Below are 17,611 nucleotides of genomic sequence, written 5' to 3' on the forward strand. Positions count from 1 at the left end.
GATCTGAAAGTAACAGATTCAAAACAAAAACTTGGAAGGTGCCATAGCTCAGTCGGTAGAGCAAAGGACTGAAAATCCTTGTGTCGCTGGTTCGAATCCAGCTGGCACCACCACAAAAGTCCATCTCAAACGAGATGGACTTTTTATTTATACCCCTACTTCACTTATCACTACATTACTGGACACTCCATCACTACGTTACTAGTCACTCAGTCACTGGTCACTATTTAATTTCCCTCTTGTAACGGAAGTTTGATAATCCTGATATTATCATGGTAAGCAATCCGCGTAAGCCCCGTCTGTGTTCCATAAACACCCCATTTAATATAACCGATATTACCAATATTTACATTGCCCGCAAAAGTACGGTAGTTTGTTTTCTCATCAACCAAGGTATAATCATTTTGCCCTAGAAGTTTCATATAAGTCCTCATATACCCTGTAGGTCCATCTGCCCATAATACATCTACCCTGAAATGCATCCATTGATTTACATAAGGACGCAGATCGGGAATAATATTTTTGATAGAAGATGAACCCTCATATCGTAAACGCATCGTATTTCTCGCCGTACGAAACTGGAGTGGAACACCCGATCCTGTTGTACTATTTCCTGATACCTTTAACTGGAAAACATTTGTTTCATAAGTAGGACCCGAAACCCATGGCGTCCAATCTTTAAGCAAAACACTAAACTCGTAACGACGCTCATCACCCGGAAAAAAACGCGCATTCTTTATAGCCACAGCATCACTTTCACTTCTGTAAGCATCATCGGAGTAATATCCCTGATCGCCAAATACAATTTTATGAGCAATGGCATTGGTGGCACCATTTTCGGCAAGATTAACCATATATGCGGCATCAGATGCAGTGGCTTTAGTCGACGTTACTCCCGTAATACCCGAATTAAGCAAGCCATTTTCGTATGTTACATTTAAAATTGTATCATTTTCAATAATGGGCTGTGATTGTACCCCCACTGGCCTCAAATCAATCAGATCTTGGTCATTTACACCTTTGCTGTTTTTACTACAGGAAGCCATGAACAATGTATTGGCAATGAATAGATAGTACTGTCGAGAAATCGATTTCTTTTTCATATATGCTTAAAAGAGTAGTTTATTTGATTTTATCATCTTAAAATTTATGTTTTATCAGGAGATGTAGTATTACAGTACAACATCCAAAGCAAAAATAAAAATTCAACAAAGCGATCCGAAAATTGTTTGATATCATACCTTTTCAAGACCAAAATCCCCTAAAGATTAACGTAATGACAATTTTCTCCTCAGACTTAAATCCCAATTTTTTATTTAAAAATGCAAATATAGATAATTATTGAATATCAATAAAAGGATGGTTTTTCTTTTTGAGAAGCTTTATTTGTTACATAAACAATACGGGGGCCAAATGATCTAATTCCCTCATAACAGAGCTCCAGGCATCATTTCTAGGATTGATGTAAAATATTTTTTCCCAACATTAAGAATTTAATACGATCTACTGGTTTTTTCAAAAGAAATATTGTAGCTTTAAGTGTAAGAAAATTAAGTTAAACCAAATTATAGCAGCTATGAACCGAGTATTACTGAAGCTGGAGAGAGCCATACTATATTATGGCATTCCACATTTAAATGAAGAAGAACATGTTAAAGCCGATCAAAACCTTCTTACTATCATCTTCCAGTTAGAACAAGAATTTGTTCTACGATATGGCAACAAAGAAATATTATTACTAACACGCAAATCATTCAGGCTGTTCTATAGACAGTTATGCAATTTGTTGGATGAGCTCTACCGTTATAAACATAAACAGGCCGATGAAACAATTCTTAAATACTACCAATTCCTGATCCATATTGAAACCAGCTATAACAAGGATATGGACCCACAGGCATCGCTTACACAATTTCACCTTCATGTCTTAAAAACAGAAATCATGGAGCAGTTTCCTGCTCTAAAAGCTACTTTAATAGAAAAAGATGTTTCCGAATGCTTTCTAATTGAGATTCAGCACGTACTGGAAGATCAGTTCCGTGCGCCCGGTCGGAACCTCAGCTATGAGCAACAATTATTCTTCATCAAACTTCTAAGGGTACTCAGACACATTGCCCACGATACGTGGGACAGGGATTATAACCATTGCTTTATTAAATTTATGATCAGTATAAATTTCAATCACATCGGTTTTCTCAATCAATGTTTCGATTTGCTGGATAAAACATTAGAAGATATAGCCGACATAGATAAACAACGGAACTATCTAAATGATATCCTGTTCAAATTGAAACAGGTGGCACGCTATTCTACGGTACAATTTGACAGCAAAAGTAATAGTTTATCTAAAAAACTGATCCAATATGTCAAAAAAAAGATCAGCAGCACAGGCGAAATACCCGCATCCCGCAATTACGACAGCGATGAGAACAGGAGTATCTTTAGTAATTTAACCGCGGGAGGACTTACCGTATACCACCACTATTTTCAAAAAGTGAAATTTTCAAAAGGGGAAACTAAAAAACTGTGGGGTCAAAACTTTGTAAATCCTATTCATACAGCCAATGGGATAAAGATGACCGAAGCACAGCACCTCAAGTTTGACAAAACCAAACTTCATCATGAGATTCGTATTCTGAAAAATAAACTGATGGCTATTATCGATCAGCTCAATAAGGATCTGGATGATTCGGCAACATCCTCTAAAAAAAAGCCTAACACAGCCTAGGAACCACTGATTGGCCTACCCCCCAAAAAAAGGGTAGGCTAAAATAAACTGCACATCGCCCTTTCTCCTTTCAAAAAAGGGACGCTAAAGGAATCAAAACCACTTCGGTTCACACTCGTCTATTCGATCTAACCTTTTATATCGCATATCACTGACTGATTCACTCGCAATTTTAGTTGTCACAGCGCAACTTGGTTACTCCTTAACTGTTTTCATCCGGGGCAACCCAATTTCATGTTCTTGTGGGTAAGGAGCTCTAAAAGTCATGCTGACATCTTCTCTCATACGTTCCTGCGCTTCATACTTCTTTTCCTCATCATGTGAGTAACGTGGATCAGGAATAAAAGGCATCTTTGCCATCTTCGTTATGGTTATGGTCGGAAAATGGAAGTCCACTTCTACCGTTCCTAAGAGTAAATAGCATCCACCCCCTTGAAAAGGATACCGTTCCAGACAGTCCGGAAAATGAGCCGTATCAAAATAATCACCATTGTTGTCCACCCAGGTCCCGAAATACATGATTCCCCTTTTTGTAGGTACATGCTTCCGTGAGATCAGATAAGCAAGCATTTTGACCTCCTTTTTATGATGTTGGATCAGATCTTTAGCCATCACTGTTCCCCTGTACTTTGTCTGCAGCAGATCGAAGGGCGTACACGAGACCGGAAAACTTAAAATTTCTATCTCGTCAAAAGCATCCTCAAAGATATTGCGTTTCAATTCCGGAAATTTAAAATGCTTGACAGGCTCCTCAAATAAGGTTTCAGCGCGACGTCCAGGTTTAAAATCACCGAGCAGCACCCTTGATTTTAACAATAGCTCATTTTTGGGTACACCGCTGAACCGAAAAGCTCCAATAAAGATCAAAATCTGCAAGGTTTCAATACCGATCGGAATACGTTTAATAAAATCTTCCAAAGAGCGATACTCCCCATTTCTGATCCTTTCTTCAGGAATCAACCGGCCAAGTTTCGCTTCCAATTTCTCCAGATGCATAAATCCCAGATAAACCTCATCACCATAGATGGTAGTCTGCTGCTCACTCCTGTTCACGCATGGATTCAGGATCTTGGCGCCAGACATGCGGGCCTCATGGATGTACACTTCCGTTCTGTAGAAACCGCCCATATTATTGATGACAGATACCATAAATTCAAGAGGATAATAGAGTTTGAGGTATAAGCTCTGGTAACTCTCCACGGCATAAGAAGCAGAATGCGCCTTACAGAATGAATATCCAGCAAAAGATTCAATCTGCCGGTAGATTTCTGTACTCAGTTCTTCCGGATGCCCCTGTTGCCTACAAGATTCAAAAAAATCATCCTTTACTTTTTGAAGCGCCTTACGCGATCTGCCTTTTCCACTCATGGCCCTACGCAATATATCACCATCAGCAGCAGAAACCCCGCCATAATGGAGTGCAATTTTAATCACGTCTTCCTGATAAACCATAATACCATAGGTGTCACCGAGCTGTTCTTCAAATATCGGATGAAAATATTCAAACTGATCTGGATTATTATGCCTAAAAATATATTCCCGCATCATACCACTTTGCGCTACACCGGGACGTATAATCGATGATGCCGCCACCAGCACCTTATAATTATCACATTTCAATCTTCGCAGCAGGCCGCGCATCGCAGGACTTTCAATATAAAAACATCCGATCGTTTTCCCCCGGCTTAAAAATTCATTACATAGGGCTTCATCCTTGGAAAGCGTCGTATCCCTAATGTTTACTTTAATTCCCCGTTTTTCTTCCAATAGTTTCACCGTATCATTGATAGTACCGAGTCCGCGTTGCGACAGAATATCAAATTTATCAAAACCGATATCCTCCGCAACATGCATATCCCACTGCACGATCGGAAAACCTTTGGGAGGCATTTCAAGAACCGTAAAATTGGTAAGCGGTTCTTCAGAGATAATAATCCCACAGGCATGCATGCTGCGCTGATTGGGAAACTTTTCCAATAACTTTCCATACTCCTGCACTTTCTGGACCACCTGATCTTTAAAAACTTTTTCCGGATTTTTGGTCAGTTCATCGAGCTCCTCTTTCGGTAAACCAAATACCTTACCCATCTCACGAATAATGGAACGGTACTTAAATTCGACATTCGTACCACAAAAAGCAACATGGTTTTTTCCATAGCGGTCAAAGATATATTTCAATATCATATCCCGCTCCTGCCAGCTCCAGTCAATATCAAAATCGGGCGGACTTTTTCGGTTTAAATTTAGAAATCGCTCGAAGTAAAGATCCAGTTCCAAAGGACAGATATCCGTTATGCCCAAGCAATATGCAACTATGCTATTGGCTCCGCTTCCCCTACCCACATGCATAAAACCCATGCTGTTGCTATAGCGGATGATATCCCAGGTAATGAGAAAATAACCACTGAAATTTAATTCATCGATCACCTGAAGTTCCTTTTCAACACGCTGTTTCGCTACTGCATGATCCTTTCCATAGCGTCTTTCCAGTCCTGCATAAGCCAGTGCTGTTAATTTATTGATATCGTGCTCCTTTGATCCCTTGTAGTGTCTTTTATTTCTCCGTGTGGTAAACGCAAATTCGAACTGGCATATCGAAAGTATATTTTTGGTATTCGCAATGATTTGCGGATAATGCTGATAAGCCTCCAATAGCGATTGTTCCGACCTCAAGTACTCCGATTTACTGCAAATTTCACTTTTCGGCAATTTCGACAGCAGCATATTGTTGTCAATCGCTCGCAGTATCCGGTGTAGATTAAATTCCTTTTTCGTTGTGAAAGTCACAGGTTGCAAGATCACCATCTTTGCAATCAGCGCCTGATACTCTTTACGGAACAAGCTATTCAGTTCTTCCTCCCGGATGCCGATATATTCATTTTCATGGAGCTGCGCAGGAATATTGCTTAAAGGATAGATCACAAAACAGTTCGGAAAATCAGGCTGTGCCGGCAGGTCAATCCCATCGCAATTATAGGAAGTCAAAACCCGGTTCACCTCTCCGATACCCTGAAACTCTTTTGCAATGGTAATATAAAGCAGCTCACTTCCTCTGCGAACTTCAATACCAGCAATAGGTTTGATGTTCTTTTCTTCACATTTCTTTTTGAATTCATAGATGCCCGAAATGGTATTGATATCCGTCAGCACAAGCTCCTTTAACCCCAAGACGGCGGCCTGCTCCACGAGCTCCTCTATGGAAAGCGTTCCATAACGAAGACTGTGAAAAGAGTGGCAGTTAAGAAACATAAGACTATTAAGTTGAAAAATTAAAACCTACTGCCCTGCCCACCGCATCACTGCCATAGCGCATTTTGATGGCGTCCATTGCCTGATACAGATTGATAAGCTGTGTATTATCTTCAAATAAATTCATTTGGTAACTTCCGTGCACCAGATCGGTAAACCGAAGTCCTACCAATCGAAGACGCATCCGTCTAGTATAAATTTTATCAAAAAGTTCTAAAACGATCCTTGTCAGCGTATGATCTGCAGAGGTATAAGTGACACGGCATTGTTTCGTTTCAGTATCAAAATTAGAGTACCTGATCTTGACTACTACGGTGGAAGTCAACCATTTTTCACAGCGCAGCTGGTAAGCCAGCTGTTCGGCCATACCCGAGATGAGGCTTTTCACAACACGAATATCTGTGGTGTCGCTATTAAAAGTTCTTTCCTTGGAAATCGATTTTCTTTCCGAATAGGGCATAACAGGAGTTTCATCAATCCCATTTGCCTTTTTCCATAAATCGACCCCATTTTTCCCGATCATCTGCTGCAGCACCTCAACAGGAATTTCGGACAATGTACCTATTGTACGGATCCCAACTCGTGATAAGAGCTGGAAAGTAGCATTCCCCACCATCGGCATCTTTCTAATGGATAATGGATTAAGAAAAGAATGAACACCCACTGAAGGTATTTCACGATGACCATGAGGTTTGGATTCGCCTGTGCCGATTTTACTGACCGTTTTATTAATAGATAAAGCATAGCTGATAGGCAAACCTGTTTCCTTTTCAATTTTGGCTCCCAGTTCATTGGTCCACTTATAAGCCCCGAAAAATTTATCCATCCCGGTCAGGTCAAGATAAAACTCATCGATAGAAGCCTTCTCCATTACTGGAGCACTTTCTTCAATCACTTCTGTCACCGTATGGGACATCTTGGAATATAATTCCATATCCCCTTTTACTACTCTGGCCTGAGGACAGAGCCGTAATGCCATCTTCATCGGCATCGCAGACCGCACACCAAAAGTTCTTGCTTCATAACTACAGGAAGAAACCACTCCCCGATCCCCTCCACCAATAATCAACGGAATATCGTTGAGTTGCGAATTTACCAGCCGCTCACAGGATACAAAAAAGGTATCCAAATCCATATGTACAATCGCCCTATTCATTTCACTAAATTATTTAGTAAAAATACTAATATTTTTCACATTTATCCTTACATTTGATGTGATTAATATTCACAAAATGTCAACACTATCGATTTTGTCTGATAATATCAGGTACCTCAGGATGCAGATACCCGGACTTACACAAGGAAAAATTGCTGCTGAACTAGCTGTTACAAGAGATTCTTATGCGAAATACGAAATCGGGAAAACGGCTCCACCACTAGATGTGCTCTTAGCGCTATCGCGCTACTTTCAGGTCAGCACCGATCAATTACTCACTGTTGATCTCAGGAAATATAAACTACAAGAAATATAGCGCTTAGCGACTCGGTTATTCACGCTCCGTACAGATAATAAAAACTTACGATTATAATAATATCTGGTTATAAAATGAGCTTATTCAAGAGTAATGCGGCTATATATAATCCAAAACCATATATAGCATGTGCCTGTAAGCTTCTTAATCGCGCCGTGACAGGTTTTGGAGTTTTAGATGCGGCGATGCCAAAACCAAACGCAGGCTGCATCATAAACCAAGGAGCTGCAGTAGTCGCAACTCCGACAATTATACAAACTAAAAATGTAGGTTGGTACAACCAGTCCAGACCGCAGATCAATAAAAGTAAAAAGCGCAAATGAAATACCGATGAGGTAATGTGCCATCCAGCCCAAAGCCCTTTCACCAGTGATTTTTTCAGCATGCACAATGTTTTTATGAGCGAAAACACCCTGTTAAAAATGACCTATCCAACGCCCTACAAGAGCATAATCCAAAGAGGGAATTTTAAAAATCAGTTTTGATAAATAAAGCATACAAATCCATAAAAATCGTGGCACCAACGCCGATAAATATGGAATAACTGATGTATTGTGATAGGATGTTCATGTGCTTGTTATTTTATAAAATTAATTTCTCTTTACTGATTGGCTGTATCCACTTTTGAAGTTATGATTTTCCTGTGCCATCATTCTAACATTTTAATGATTCAAAGTTAGCATGCTTCAACCGATAATAACTGACACATATCCTTGGGAAAACTGCACAAATCAAAGGAATCGCAACAGAGAACAGCAATAAACATTAACTTTATCAGGTTTAAATTATCACACTATGAATAGGGTCCTGTATTAAATTATATCCCATTCAAGTATATTGCCTTTTATCAGGATATTACCCCTCAAGCCTTAAGCGGCATATATAAGTACATTTTTTAACCTGAGTTCAGCGTTTACTGTAAAAAATAACAGAATTTTGTTCACTAATATATACGAGCATGATTAGAAAAATTAACATAACAGATTATCCCACTCTGATAAAAATATGGGAGAGTGCAGTATCAAATACACACGATTTTCTTAAAGAAGAAGATTTCAATTATTATAAAGAACATATCCCAAATTATTTTGAACATGTTAAACTATTTGGATATGATGACAATGGGACTTTAATTGGATTTATGGGGATTTCTGGTGAAAATCTTGAAATGCTATTTATTCACCATAATGCTCGTGGCAAGGGGATCGGAAAAAAGCTGGTGACCCACGGTATAGATCATTTCAAGATCTCCAAAGTGGATGTTAATGAACAAAATTTACAAGCCGTTGGATTTTATACGCATATCGGATTTCAGATACTGAACAGATCCGAAATTGATGGACAAGGCAAAGCATATCCGATTTTGCATATGGGATTATAATCTTGCTTTTAACTCAAACGCCTTATTATTTTAGCGTAGTTTAGCTTGCCATAAGAAAATGAAAAAGACCATGCGGATATGACCGAAAAAATACAACTCAAAAAAATAGATGAACTGATTCAAAATTTAGATTCTGAAACCTTATCCGCTTTAGAAAATACTCGAGAATTAAAAAGATATAAAAAAGGGGAATTTCTCTTACATCAAGATAAACTGTGTCGGTATAGTTTCTGGATTGAACAGGGAATTCTACGAAAATTCTATTGGAATGATACGAAGGAAATCACAACCGAGCTTATTTTTGAACATGATATTGCGGTTTCATTTGATAGCTATGTACTTCAAAAACCCAGTAAGGAATTTATTCAAGCCGTCACAGATGTAACGGTTTACCAGACCGAAGCGCAATCATTTCAGATGATTAAAGCAAAGTTCCCAAAACTGGTTGAACTTGATCTGATGATGACAGAATATTATGCGATGTGGCTCGAAAAAAGGTTATTTGAATTTCGAACACGCAATGCAACTGAGAGATACTTACAGTTACTCCGGCAACAGCCTCACATTATTCTTGAAGTTCCACTTACCTATATTGCTTCTTATTTAGGCATATCCTTGGAAACACTGAGCAGAATCAGATCCAAAATTTGATTATTTGACCTAAGTCAAATGGAATGCAGATTCAATCTTAGAAATTTGAATTTTCATTTAAACATTACATATTATGGGTAACAAAAGTAGAATTATTGGGTTTGATTTAGCGAGAGCATATGCCATTTTTGGAATGTATATTGTCAACTTTAATATGGTGTTTGGGAGTTATAACGACACAAGTCTGGTCGGAAAATTTCTATTGCTTTTCAGTGGAAATTCAAGTACTATATTTGTCATGCTTGCAGGAATGGGAATAGCTTTGATGACCAATAGACCACATTATACGGCCGAGGAGAGGAAAAAACTAAGACATATTGTTTTAAAAAGAGCATTGTTCCTATTCGTTTTAGGATTATTGCTCAGCATATGGTGGCCAGCAGATATCCTGCATTTCTATGGATTATACCTATTCATTGCCACTTTTCTTTTATTTTTACCCACAAGATATTACCTGATCGCTAGTATTCTATCAATCTTAGTTTTCCATGTGTTACTGCTTATTATTCCATTCGAAAAAGGATGGAACTTTGATACACTTGAATATACCGATCTATGGTCGATATCGGGATTTATACGAAACACATTTTACAATGGCTGGAACAGTGTTTTTCCTTGGATAGCCTATTTTACCACCGGAATGTATCTCGGCAGATTAAATTGGACATTATTGATCACCAAAAAAAAGGTATTTCTATTAGGAGCCGCACTTTTTATACCCATTACCATATTACAGATCTGCGCACAAAATATTTTTACCAATAAAGAATTGATAGAGATCATTACTGCAGATTATCTTCCTCCCCTTTTACCATTTTTGTTGAGCACAATAGGTTTTGGACTGATGCTGATCGCAGGCTTCATGTATAGCAGTTCGTTTTTCTTAGAAAATAAATTTATCCAAAATTTAGCAACAACTGGACAAATGACCCTCACCCATTACATCGCGCACTTAACCATCGGAATGATTATTTTTTCACTCCTCTCCGGTAAACCCTATGGAGCAAATATCAATGAAACAGATTATGTACACCCCTTGTGGATATTGACATTCTCTATAGTATATTTTATCTTCAGTTACTATTTCAGCAAAATATGGAAGACAAAATATAAGAATGGCCCCTTGGAAACGCTGATGAGAAAAATATCAAGTTGATATCTGAATAACGATAATGATTTAGCCTGTATTACAACCACATGGCCAATCCCCTGCAACATACATTTTCCAGTTTCCGACTTTCATAATGTGGTTAAATAATGTAGCGTTAAATACAGTTTCTCAGCGTAGAATTTCACATTTCGTTCTTGTCTGGCATATTTTGTAACTTGTATCCAATAACTCAAAACAAACAAGGCGTATTAAAATACACCTATTAAAAAACAATACAATCATGACAGCATACAAAACAGTAAATATAGAAGAGTGGAACCGGAAGGAACACTTTGATGCTTATCGTGATGCGATAAAGTGCGGATTCAGTTTGACCGTTAAATTAGATATTTCAGCAGTTATTCCTTTTGTAAAAGAACAGAGATTTAAATTTTATCCTGTGATGATTTATCTGCTGTCTAAAGCCGTGAACCAACATCCTGAGTTTAAAATGGCAATGAAAGATGGTGACTTGATTATTTGGGACTCTGTAAACCCGGTTTATACAGTCCTTCATCAGGATACAGAAACTTTTTCTGCACTCTCTGTACCCTACACCGATAGCTTCCATGATTTTATAGCCAGCTATAACGCGGTCCTTCAAAGAAATGAAAACAACAGAAGCTTCCTCCCTGAAAAAGCTCCCAAAAATCATTTTAATATTTCGGCACTTCCGTGGATTCATTTTGAGAGTTTTAACCTCAATATTGCTGATTTTACGGACTATTTTGCCCCCAGTTTTACTTTTGGAAAATACCAGACGGAAGGAAACAAAATCCTCATGCCATTGGCCATACAAGTGCACCATGCCGTTTGCGATGGCCTACATGTTGCCAAATTGATCAACACCTTACAGGAATTTTGCACGACCATTCAAACATTTAAATAAAGCTAAAAAGATGAGGAAATCGATTTTAATTTAGCTCGAAAAATATATGGATATTAGAAAAGCAACATCGGCAGATCTTCCACAGATAAAAGCACTTTATTCACTGCTATTTGAACAGCTGGCAAACTATGAACCTGATTACCTTCAGCCTGCCCTTCAGGATGAAGCCTTTCTTCAGCAAGTAGTTGCAGCAGCAGATAATTTTGTTGCATTCATTTACACTATAGATGGAGAGGCAAAAGGTTTTGCCATTGCAAAACTAGAAGAAAGCCCGCCTTATAATTGTTTTGTTCCGTTAAAATGCATGTATTTAATGGATATTGTGGTTGATCAGAATATGCGCGGAAAAGGAATTGGAAAAGCATTGATTGACCGCATCAAGCAATGGGCAAAAGAGCAGGAAGCAGATTATCTAGAACTAAGTGTACTGGCAAAAAATACCCTAGCAGAGGCATTGTATCTGCGTGAAGGTTTTGAAACCTTTAGTAAATCTATGCGAATGAAAATAAAATAGCAGCTTATTGATTTCAATAAAACGCTATCGTTAAATTAAAATATATGGAACGACTTAAAACCCTTAAGAATTTAATATGATAAGAATTGCTGCACAAAATGACTACAGTCATTTAATTGATATCTGGCTGGAAGCTTCCATAAAAGCACATCATTTTATAGATTCATCCTTCTGGATCAATAGCGCTCAAAAGATGAAAGATATTTATTTACCATCCAGTAAAACATGGATTTTGGAAGATGAATCGAATAGTATTAAAGGTTTTGTATCAGTCGTAGACCATCATATTGCAGCCTTATTTATAAGTCCTGCTCATCAAGGAGAAGGATACGGTTCTACACTTCTGCAGTTCATAAAGACAAAATGTGATCAGCTTTCGTTAAATGTTTACGCCTTGAATGAACAAGCAATCCATTTTTATCAGAAACACGGTTTTCGGATTACCGAAGAAATGTTGGACGAAAATACAGGCGCAACAGACTGCCGAATGGAATGGATAAAGGCCAAATAATCGGATGATCCAAATAATCTTAAAACAAAAATCTTATCTTTTATTCTTGATGAACTCCACTATACGCTCACTTGCAGTGTCACAGAAGTCAAGACCTGAATAATCCGGATTCAGCCCGCCAATAAACGGTACAGCCATAATAAATAGATTTTTAGTCGCACTTCCAAAAGCATCAAGTGCCTGAAAATGGTCATTAATACTCAGTCCCTTTACCTGCATATAAAAATTGTTAGTACTGCTTTTCACATGATAACCCTTTTCGTTAAAATACTTTTCCCCTTCAGCCCTATTCTTAAAATTCAGGTATCCTGTACTGATCAGCCCCTCGTTTTTGATCCCTTCAAACGGCATGTCATTAAATTCCAATGGTTGTTGTCCTGTACCGTCAACATATAATTGATAATGCGTTTTCTTTTGTTTACCCTCAGTGTCCATGTAGCTATAAATGGCACCGAAATCATGATGAGGGTCTACCTGACTAGCTTTATCGACTTGAATATGGTCAATGACACCAGCTTCATATAATGCAATAATTTCTCTGTAGGATTCCTGAGGTAAAGAAGCAATGATCACACTGATGAGCGGCATCAAAACCCTCCGCAACCGAAGCATATCTTCTGCAGAGAAGTGTTTAGCAGGATAGTTCATAGCATAGCTAAAAGCAGCCAGTTTTTCCTTCCAGGATATCGACTGCCTTCTGTCAATGGATTTTTTTGCTTCGAGATATTCCGCTCTAAAAAGCGTAAAACTGTCAAGTTCATTTCGGATGCGCAACATTTCTTCCACAAACTGCTCAATCGTCATTTCTTTTATCTTTTCATAAAAAGCAGGATCACTTTTCTGCAACGGACATTTAAAATTCCGCTCAAAAACGTAGTCAAGATCTACAAAACCGTCATTTTTCTCTTTGTATTCATAAATTTCATCCAGTGTCATGGACCAAGATACCGCATAAGGTTCCTCTTCCGAGTGAAAACGCAGTGCAGGTAGATAACCACCTGTGGAAAATAAATGGATCGCAAAATTGGGCGATTCTTCATGCAGAACATAACTCACCTGATCATTCTCTACGATATAACGGCCATTCAGACGAGATAATGTCTTTACGGCATCGACAGCAGTTAGAGAAGCACCCTTAATAGCGACCGGAAAATTAGTCATTTGATCAAATTTAGCAGGTGGATAGGGCGAATCGTACCACCCTTTTATCTTTCCTTCAAAAGTTTCGGGCCAATAATGCCCGGTACAGATAACAACCATTTCAGCTTCATATTCAACATCAGTGGCCGTAAATACGGAGTAAAATTCATTTGCCCTATCATACACCAGATCAATCACTTCGGTCTCGGTAAAAACCTCCACCTTTATTTTACGCTTGATGGCCAAGGCTATGTATTGGTGAAATTGATTTTCAAGATAATCCCCTAAAAGAAGTCTTGGTAAAACCTGATAGGGATTCGATTTACCATGCGCATAGTAATCCGGAAAATCAGTTCCAGCATAACGTGACAGATAAGTCGGGACATCGTCAATTAATGCTGGAATTTCGTTGGCCGAAACATTGGCCAAGTGTTCCTTACGGGCCCCATATTTACCATAAGGCATTCCAACTCCCAAACGTTCATTTTTTTCGAAAATGGAGATATGTTCAACCGCAAGATTTTGGTTGACAATCTCCTTTAACATAAATAAAGCGGCTGGCCCCCCACCGATCAGCGCAATGGAACTTAATTTTTGATTGTCCATACAATTTAAGGCTATTGATTAATTTTATACGTCAACTTTCTACTGATTTTACTTTCCATCGAATATGCTATCGGCATACTGTGGAAGGTCGATTTTTACATTGTGTTCTACAGGTCACTTTCAGTTTCCCATAATCTTTAATAATATTCTCCAAGTGATCGATCTTGATGATCCAAGTATTATGCTCTTCGACAATTTTTCCATTAGGAAACCTTAAAAAAAGGTAATCTCGCTCTCCTCCTCATTCATGTTGAATAAAAGATCATTTGGTCCAAATTTCAGCTCGACTATTGTTTCGCTAAAATTTTAAAAAAAGGTTTTTTTCGGAAAATACCTCAATCCTTATAAACACCGTATCGCATATTCGCAATGATAACAACGTATCGCTAGCAAAGTTCTGCTAACGGTAAAATCAAGTATTTATGTGAAGCCAACAGGCATAAACCACCTATCCCAATAGTTTATACTTATTACAGCATCATTTTCTGCATTCCGATAACTTCGTCTCTCATATTTCACCCCAGCGATCAGATCTGGCATCTGTGATAGATTGCTGAACTTCGGTATCCAGCCCCATTCGGTTCATAACAATGAATTTATACAAAAAAAACATTTAAATTTACTAAAACCCCTAGCCTTGCGACTCTAATTTTGTACTGTAATTTAAAACTATTGAAAAATTAATTCGATATAAATCAAAACAGATATGACGACAAATAATTCTTCGGTCGCCTATGCTTTACTGCGGGCAGCAATGGGCGTCAATATGCTGGGACACGGCTTAGCGCGTATTCCAAAACTTGGTGCTTTTAGTGATAACATGGTGACCAATTTTCAAAAAAGCTGGCTTCCTTCCTTTTCGATCAAAATATTCGGAATGGCTTTGCCTTTCGCAGAATTCCTCATTGGACTACTGCTCATCACTGGCCTATTTACGTATCGCACAAGTGTAGCTGGTGCTATCCTTATTATTTTATTACTATTTGGAAGCAGCACCATTGAAAATTGGGAAGCAATGGGTATACAAATGATTTATGCCTTGCTTTTTTACCAATTGATTACCCAAGTAAATAATAACAGTTATGCCGCTGACCACTTATTTAAAAACAAAATTAGACAAAATGAAAGCAATAGGATTTAAAAAATCATTACCTATCAACGAAGCAGAAAGCTTCATTGAATTTGAAAAAGAAATAGTTCCACCAACAGGACATGATATTTTAGTAAAAATCGAGGCCATCTCCATCAACCCGGTCGATTATAAAATTAGACAGGGCGCCGCAAAAGATAACATATTGAACGAACCAAAAATTATTGGTTGGGATGCTGTAGGTACGGTGGAAGAAATTGGAGATAAAGCAATGCTTTTCAAAAAAGGAGATCACGTTTTCTATGCAGGAGACATTACAAAAGACGGTTCCAATCAGGAGTATCAGCTGGTGGACGAACGTATTGTTGGCTTTGCTCCCAAAAAGATAAGCGTTGCAGAAGCTGCCGCAATGCCTTTAACTGCACTTACGGCTTACGAAATTTTATTTGACCGTTTACGCCTTGATCCTGAAAAAGACAAAGGCAAATCTATATTGATTATCGGTGGCGCTGGTGGTGTAGGGTCCGTAGCCATTCAATTGGCTAAAAACATCTTAGGCTTACACGTTATTGCAACGGCATCGAGACCAGACACAATTGAATGGTGCAAAAAACTTGGAGCAGATTCTGTTGTGAACCACAAAGATTTAGTGAACGAAGTAAGAAATACCGGTTTTGATTCGGTAGATATTATTGTAGATTTTGTAGATGTAAATCAATATTGGGATGCGATGGTGGCACTCATCAAACCGCAGGGAAAAATTGGTTCAATCAGCGATCCTACAGAACAGGTAAACCTCCGTCAGCTAAAAGGCAAAAGTGTCAGCTTTCATTGGGAGCTCATGTTTACACGTTCCATGTTTCAAACAGACGACATGATAGAACAGCATCATATCCTCAACAAAATTGCCCAACTCTTTGATGCCCGGACTTTACAGTCAACCCTTAATACGACCATCGAAGGATTTACGGCAGATAACCTCAAAGAGGCGCACCGTCTATTGGAAAGTGGGAAAACAATCGGTAAGGTAGTTCTAAAATTTTAACCCGAAATACAGATTACCCCAGTTTTATCACAATAGCATCAATAAAATATTTACAAAACGAAATAACATGTTTGCAAAACTTTTCGAATCCTATATCCTGAAAGGGATAGCATTAAAAAACCGTTTCCTGATGGCTCCGATGACACGCTCAAGGGCATCACAACCGGGCGATATTCCGAATGCCTTAATGGCAACATACTATGCCCAAAGAGCATCTGCAGGACTTATCATCACAGAAGCTACCCAAGTTTCTTTACAAGGAAAGGGCTATGCAAAAACACCTGGAATTTATACCCAAGAACAAATTGAAGGTTGGAAATTAACAACAAAAGCCGTACATCATGCCGGTAGCAAAATCTTCTTACAACTGTGGCATGTCGGAAGAGTTTCATCTTCCAAAGTTAACGGATTACAACCTATTGCACCATCGTCATTAATAGCAAAAGATACGAATGTTTATATATTTGATGGTGCAACCAATGGAGATGCTACTTTTGTACCTGTCGAAGAACCAAGAGAAATGACGCAAGAAGATATGGAGGTGGTCATTCAAGAATTTGCACAAGGAGCAAAAAATGCAATAGAAGCTGGTTTCGACGGAGTAGAAATTCACGGGGCTAATGGTTATTTGATTGACCAGTTTTTACGGAGCAACTCCAATCAAAGAATCGATGCGTATGGAGGTACTCAAGAAAACAGGATTCGATTATTAATTCAAATTACAAAAGCTGTAATTGTGGCTGTAGGGAAAGAAAGAACAGGCGTTCGTCTTTCTCCGTTCATTACTTTTAAGGATATGGACGATGCCGAAATACTTGATACGATTATGTTAGCCGCCGAGGAATTAAATAAATTAGATATTGCCTACATCCATCTCTGTGAAGCAGATTGGGCAGATGCACCCTTAATTCCAGAAATATTCCGAATAGAATTGAGAAAAAAATTCACAAATACCATCATCGCAACAGGAAATAAAACTCCTGAAGAGGGAGAAAAACTATTAGCAGACAATTTGGTTGACTTAATAGGTTTCGGAAGGAAATTTTTAACAAATCCGGATTATCCGCAACGTGTTAAATTGGAAGCTCCCTTAAATGACATATCAGACAATCATACTTTATTTGGAGGAGGTGATTCCCGAGGATACACAGATTATACATTTATGAATTGATTCAGACGAGCTGG

15 protein-coding genes, 1 tRNA gene and 1 pseudogene are annotated in these 17,611 nt (G+C 38.4%); 12 read left to right on the forward strand and 5 right to left on the reverse strand.

Translation table 11 applies throughout. From position 1 onward, the window contains the following. The first annotated feature begins 37 nt into the window (after positions 1-37). Positions 38-113: transfer RNA gene (locus ACFS6I_RS00870), tRNA-Phe, on the forward strand. A 114-nt stretch (positions 114-227) separates the two neighbouring features. Here the strand turns inward: ACFS6I_RS00870 and ACFS6I_RS00875 are convergent. Next, a complete protein-coding gene (locus ACFS6I_RS00875) occupies positions 228-1,103 on the reverse strand; it encodes a heparin lyase I family protein (RefSeq protein ID WP_380917433.1) in 876 nt (291 codons plus the stop codon). Between the two features lie 473 nt (positions 1,104-1,576). On the opposite strand from ACFS6I_RS00875, the gene ACFS6I_RS00880 reads away from it, so the two are divergent. Then, positions 1,577-2,728 carry a hypothetical protein gene (locus tag ACFS6I_RS00880; protein ID WP_380917435.1) on the forward strand — a complete coding sequence of 384 codons (1,152 nt, stop codon included), beginning with the start codon at positions 1,577-1,579 and terminating at the stop codon, positions 2,726-2,728. A 195-nt stretch (positions 2,729-2,923) separates the two neighbouring features. Here the strand turns inward: ACFS6I_RS00880 and ACFS6I_RS00885 are convergent, their stop codons facing one another. Both ACFS6I_RS00885 and dinB read right to left on the reverse strand, forming a co-directional pair. Further along, entirely contained in the window at positions 2,924-5,977 is a 3,054-nt protein-coding gene (locus ACFS6I_RS00885; protein WP_380917437.1) for a DNA polymerase III subunit alpha, read from the reverse strand. A gap of 7 nt (positions 5,978-5,984) precedes the next feature. Further along, entirely contained in the window at positions 5,985-7,133 is a 1,149-nt protein-coding gene (gene dinB / locus ACFS6I_RS00890) for a DNA polymerase IV (RefSeq protein ID WP_380917439.1), read from the reverse strand. Between the two features lie 76 nt (positions 7,134-7,209). On the opposite strand from dinB, the gene ACFS6I_RS00895 reads away from it, so the two are divergent. Continuing rightward, entirely contained in the window at positions 7,210-7,449 is a 240-nt protein-coding gene (locus ACFS6I_RS00895) for a helix-turn-helix domain-containing protein (RefSeq protein ID WP_206368172.1), read from the forward strand. A gap of 67 nt (positions 7,450-7,516) precedes the next feature. On the opposite strand, the pseudogene ACFS6I_RS00900 reads toward ACFS6I_RS00895, so the two are convergent. Beyond that, a pseudogene (locus tag ACFS6I_RS00900) lies at positions 7,517-7,838 on the reverse strand (DUF2938 family protein). A gap of 569 nt (positions 7,839-8,407) precedes the next feature. Between ACFS6I_RS00900 and ACFS6I_RS00905 the strand changes: the two are divergent. From ACFS6I_RS00905 to ACFS6I_RS00930, 6 genes are all read left to right on the forward strand, one after another. Continuing rightward, positions 8,408-8,830, forward strand: a complete 423-nt coding sequence (locus ACFS6I_RS00905) for a GNAT family N-acetyltransferase (RefSeq protein ID WP_132771324.1) — start codon at positions 8,408-8,410, stop codon at positions 8,828-8,830. A gap of 78 nt (positions 8,831-8,908) precedes the next feature. Continuing rightward, the gene (locus tag ACFS6I_RS00910; protein ID WP_380917442.1) at positions 8,909-9,481 is read left to right on the forward strand and encodes a Crp/Fnr family transcriptional regulator; all 573 of its coding nucleotides are present in this window, start codon (positions 8,909-8,911) and stop codon (positions 9,479-9,481) included. 73 nt (positions 9,482-9,554) lie between these two features. After that, positions 9,555-10,637, forward strand: a complete 1,083-nt coding sequence (locus ACFS6I_RS00915; RefSeq protein WP_380917443.1) for a DUF418 domain-containing protein — start codon at positions 9,555-9,557, stop codon at positions 10,635-10,637. Between the two features lie 235 nt (positions 10,638-10,872). Further along, entirely contained in the window at positions 10,873-11,520 is a 648-nt protein-coding gene (gene catA, locus ACFS6I_RS00920) for a type A chloramphenicol O-acetyltransferase (RefSeq protein WP_380917445.1), read from the forward strand. Between the two features lie 46 nt (positions 11,521-11,566). Further along, entirely contained in the window at positions 11,567-12,034 is a 468-nt protein-coding gene (locus ACFS6I_RS00925) for a GNAT family N-acetyltransferase (protein ID WP_380917447.1), read from the forward strand. Positions 12,035-12,110: 76 nt separating this feature from the next. Further along, entirely contained in the window at positions 12,111-12,545 is a 435-nt protein-coding gene (locus ACFS6I_RS00930) for an N-acetyltransferase (protein WP_380917449.1), read from the forward strand. A gap of 33 nt (positions 12,546-12,578) precedes the next feature. On the opposite strand, the gene ACFS6I_RS00935 is transcribed toward ACFS6I_RS00930, so the two are convergent. After that, positions 12,579-14,291, reverse strand: a complete 1,713-nt coding sequence (locus ACFS6I_RS00935) for an FAD/NAD(P)-binding protein (protein WP_380917451.1) — start codon at positions 14,289-14,291, stop codon at positions 12,579-12,581. Positions 14,292-14,997: 706 nt separating this feature from the next. On the opposite strand from ACFS6I_RS00935, the gene ACFS6I_RS00940 reads away from it, so the two are divergent. From ACFS6I_RS00940 to ACFS6I_RS00950, 3 genes are all read left to right on the forward strand, one after another. Next, entirely contained in the window at positions 14,998-15,432 is a 435-nt protein-coding gene (locus tag ACFS6I_RS00940; RefSeq protein ID WP_380917453.1) for a DoxX family membrane protein, read from the forward strand. Then, positions 15,413-16,426 carry a zinc-binding alcohol dehydrogenase family protein gene (locus ACFS6I_RS00945; protein WP_380917455.1) on the forward strand — a complete coding sequence of 338 codons (1,014 nt, stop codon included), beginning with the start codon at positions 15,413-15,415 and terminating at the stop codon, positions 16,424-16,426. The genes ACFS6I_RS00940 and ACFS6I_RS00945 overlap by 20 nt, the downstream gene beginning before the upstream one ends. Positions 16,427-16,493: 67 nt before the next feature. Continuing rightward, positions 16,494-17,597, forward strand: coding sequence for an alkene reductase (locus ACFS6I_RS00950; protein ID WP_380917457.1), 1,104 nt, complete (start codon positions 16,494-16,496; stop codon positions 17,595-17,597). Positions 17,598-17,611: the final 14 nt, after the last annotated feature.

The organism is Sphingobacterium anhuiense, assembly GCF_042686355.1.
GTDB classification, from domain to species: domain Bacteria; phylum Bacteroidota; class Bacteroidia; order Sphingobacteriales; family Sphingobacteriaceae; genus Sphingobacterium; species Sphingobacterium anhuiense.

Bases quoted from the DNA above. Each gene is read 5' to 3' on its own strand.
- ACFS6I_RS00935 (WP_380917451.1), bottom strand. From the start codon at position 14,291: ATGGACAATCAAAAATTAAGTTCCATTGCGCTGATCGGTGGGGGGCCA.
- ACFS6I_RS00910 (WP_380917442.1), top strand. From the start codon at position 8,909: ATGACCGAAAAAATACAACTCAAAAAAATAGATGAACTGATTCAAAAT.
- ACFS6I_RS00905 (WP_132771324.1), top strand. From the start codon at position 8,408: ATGATTAGAAAAATTAACATAACAGATTATCCCACTCTGATAAAAATA.
- ACFS6I_RS00895 (WP_206368172.1), top strand. From the start codon at position 7,210: ATGTCAACACTATCGATTTTGTCTGATAATATCAGGTACCTCAGGATG.
- dinB (WP_380917439.1), bottom strand. From the start codon at position 7,133: ATGAATAGGGCGATTGTACATATGGATTTGGATACCTTTTTTGTATCC.
- ACFS6I_RS00925 (WP_380917447.1), top strand. From the start codon at position 11,567: ATGGATATTAGAAAAGCAACATCGGCAGATCTTCCACAGATAAAAGCA.
- ACFS6I_RS00885 (WP_380917437.1), bottom strand. From the start codon at position 5,977: ATGTTTCTTAACTGCCACTCTTTTCACAGTCTTCGTTATGGAACGCTT.
- ACFS6I_RS00945 (WP_380917455.1), top strand. From the start codon at position 15,413: ATGAAAGCAATAGGATTTAAAAAATCATTACCTATCAACGAAGCAGAA.
- ACFS6I_RS00950 (WP_380917457.1), top strand. From the start codon at position 16,494: ATGTTTGCAAAACTTTTCGAATCCTATATCCTGAAAGGGATAGCATTA.
- ACFS6I_RS00875 (WP_380917433.1), bottom strand. From the start codon at position 1,103: ATGAAAAAGAAATCGATTTCTCGACAGTACTATCTATTCATTGCCAAT.
- ACFS6I_RS00930 (WP_380917449.1), top strand. From the start codon at position 12,111: ATGATAAGAATTGCTGCACAAAATGACTACAGTCATTTAATTGATATC.
- ACFS6I_RS00940 (WP_380917453.1), top strand. From the start codon at position 14,998: ATGACGACAAATAATTCTTCGGTCGCCTATGCTTTACTGCGGGCAGCA.
- catA (WP_380917445.1), top strand. From the start codon at position 10,873: ATGACAGCATACAAAACAGTAAATATAGAAGAGTGGAACCGGAAGGAA.
- ACFS6I_RS00915 (WP_380917443.1), top strand. From the start codon at position 9,555: ATGGGTAACAAAAGTAGAATTATTGGGTTTGATTTAGCGAGAGCATAT.
- ACFS6I_RS00880 (WP_380917435.1), top strand. From the start codon at position 1,577: ATGAACCGAGTATTACTGAAGCTGGAGAGAGCCATACTATATTATGGC.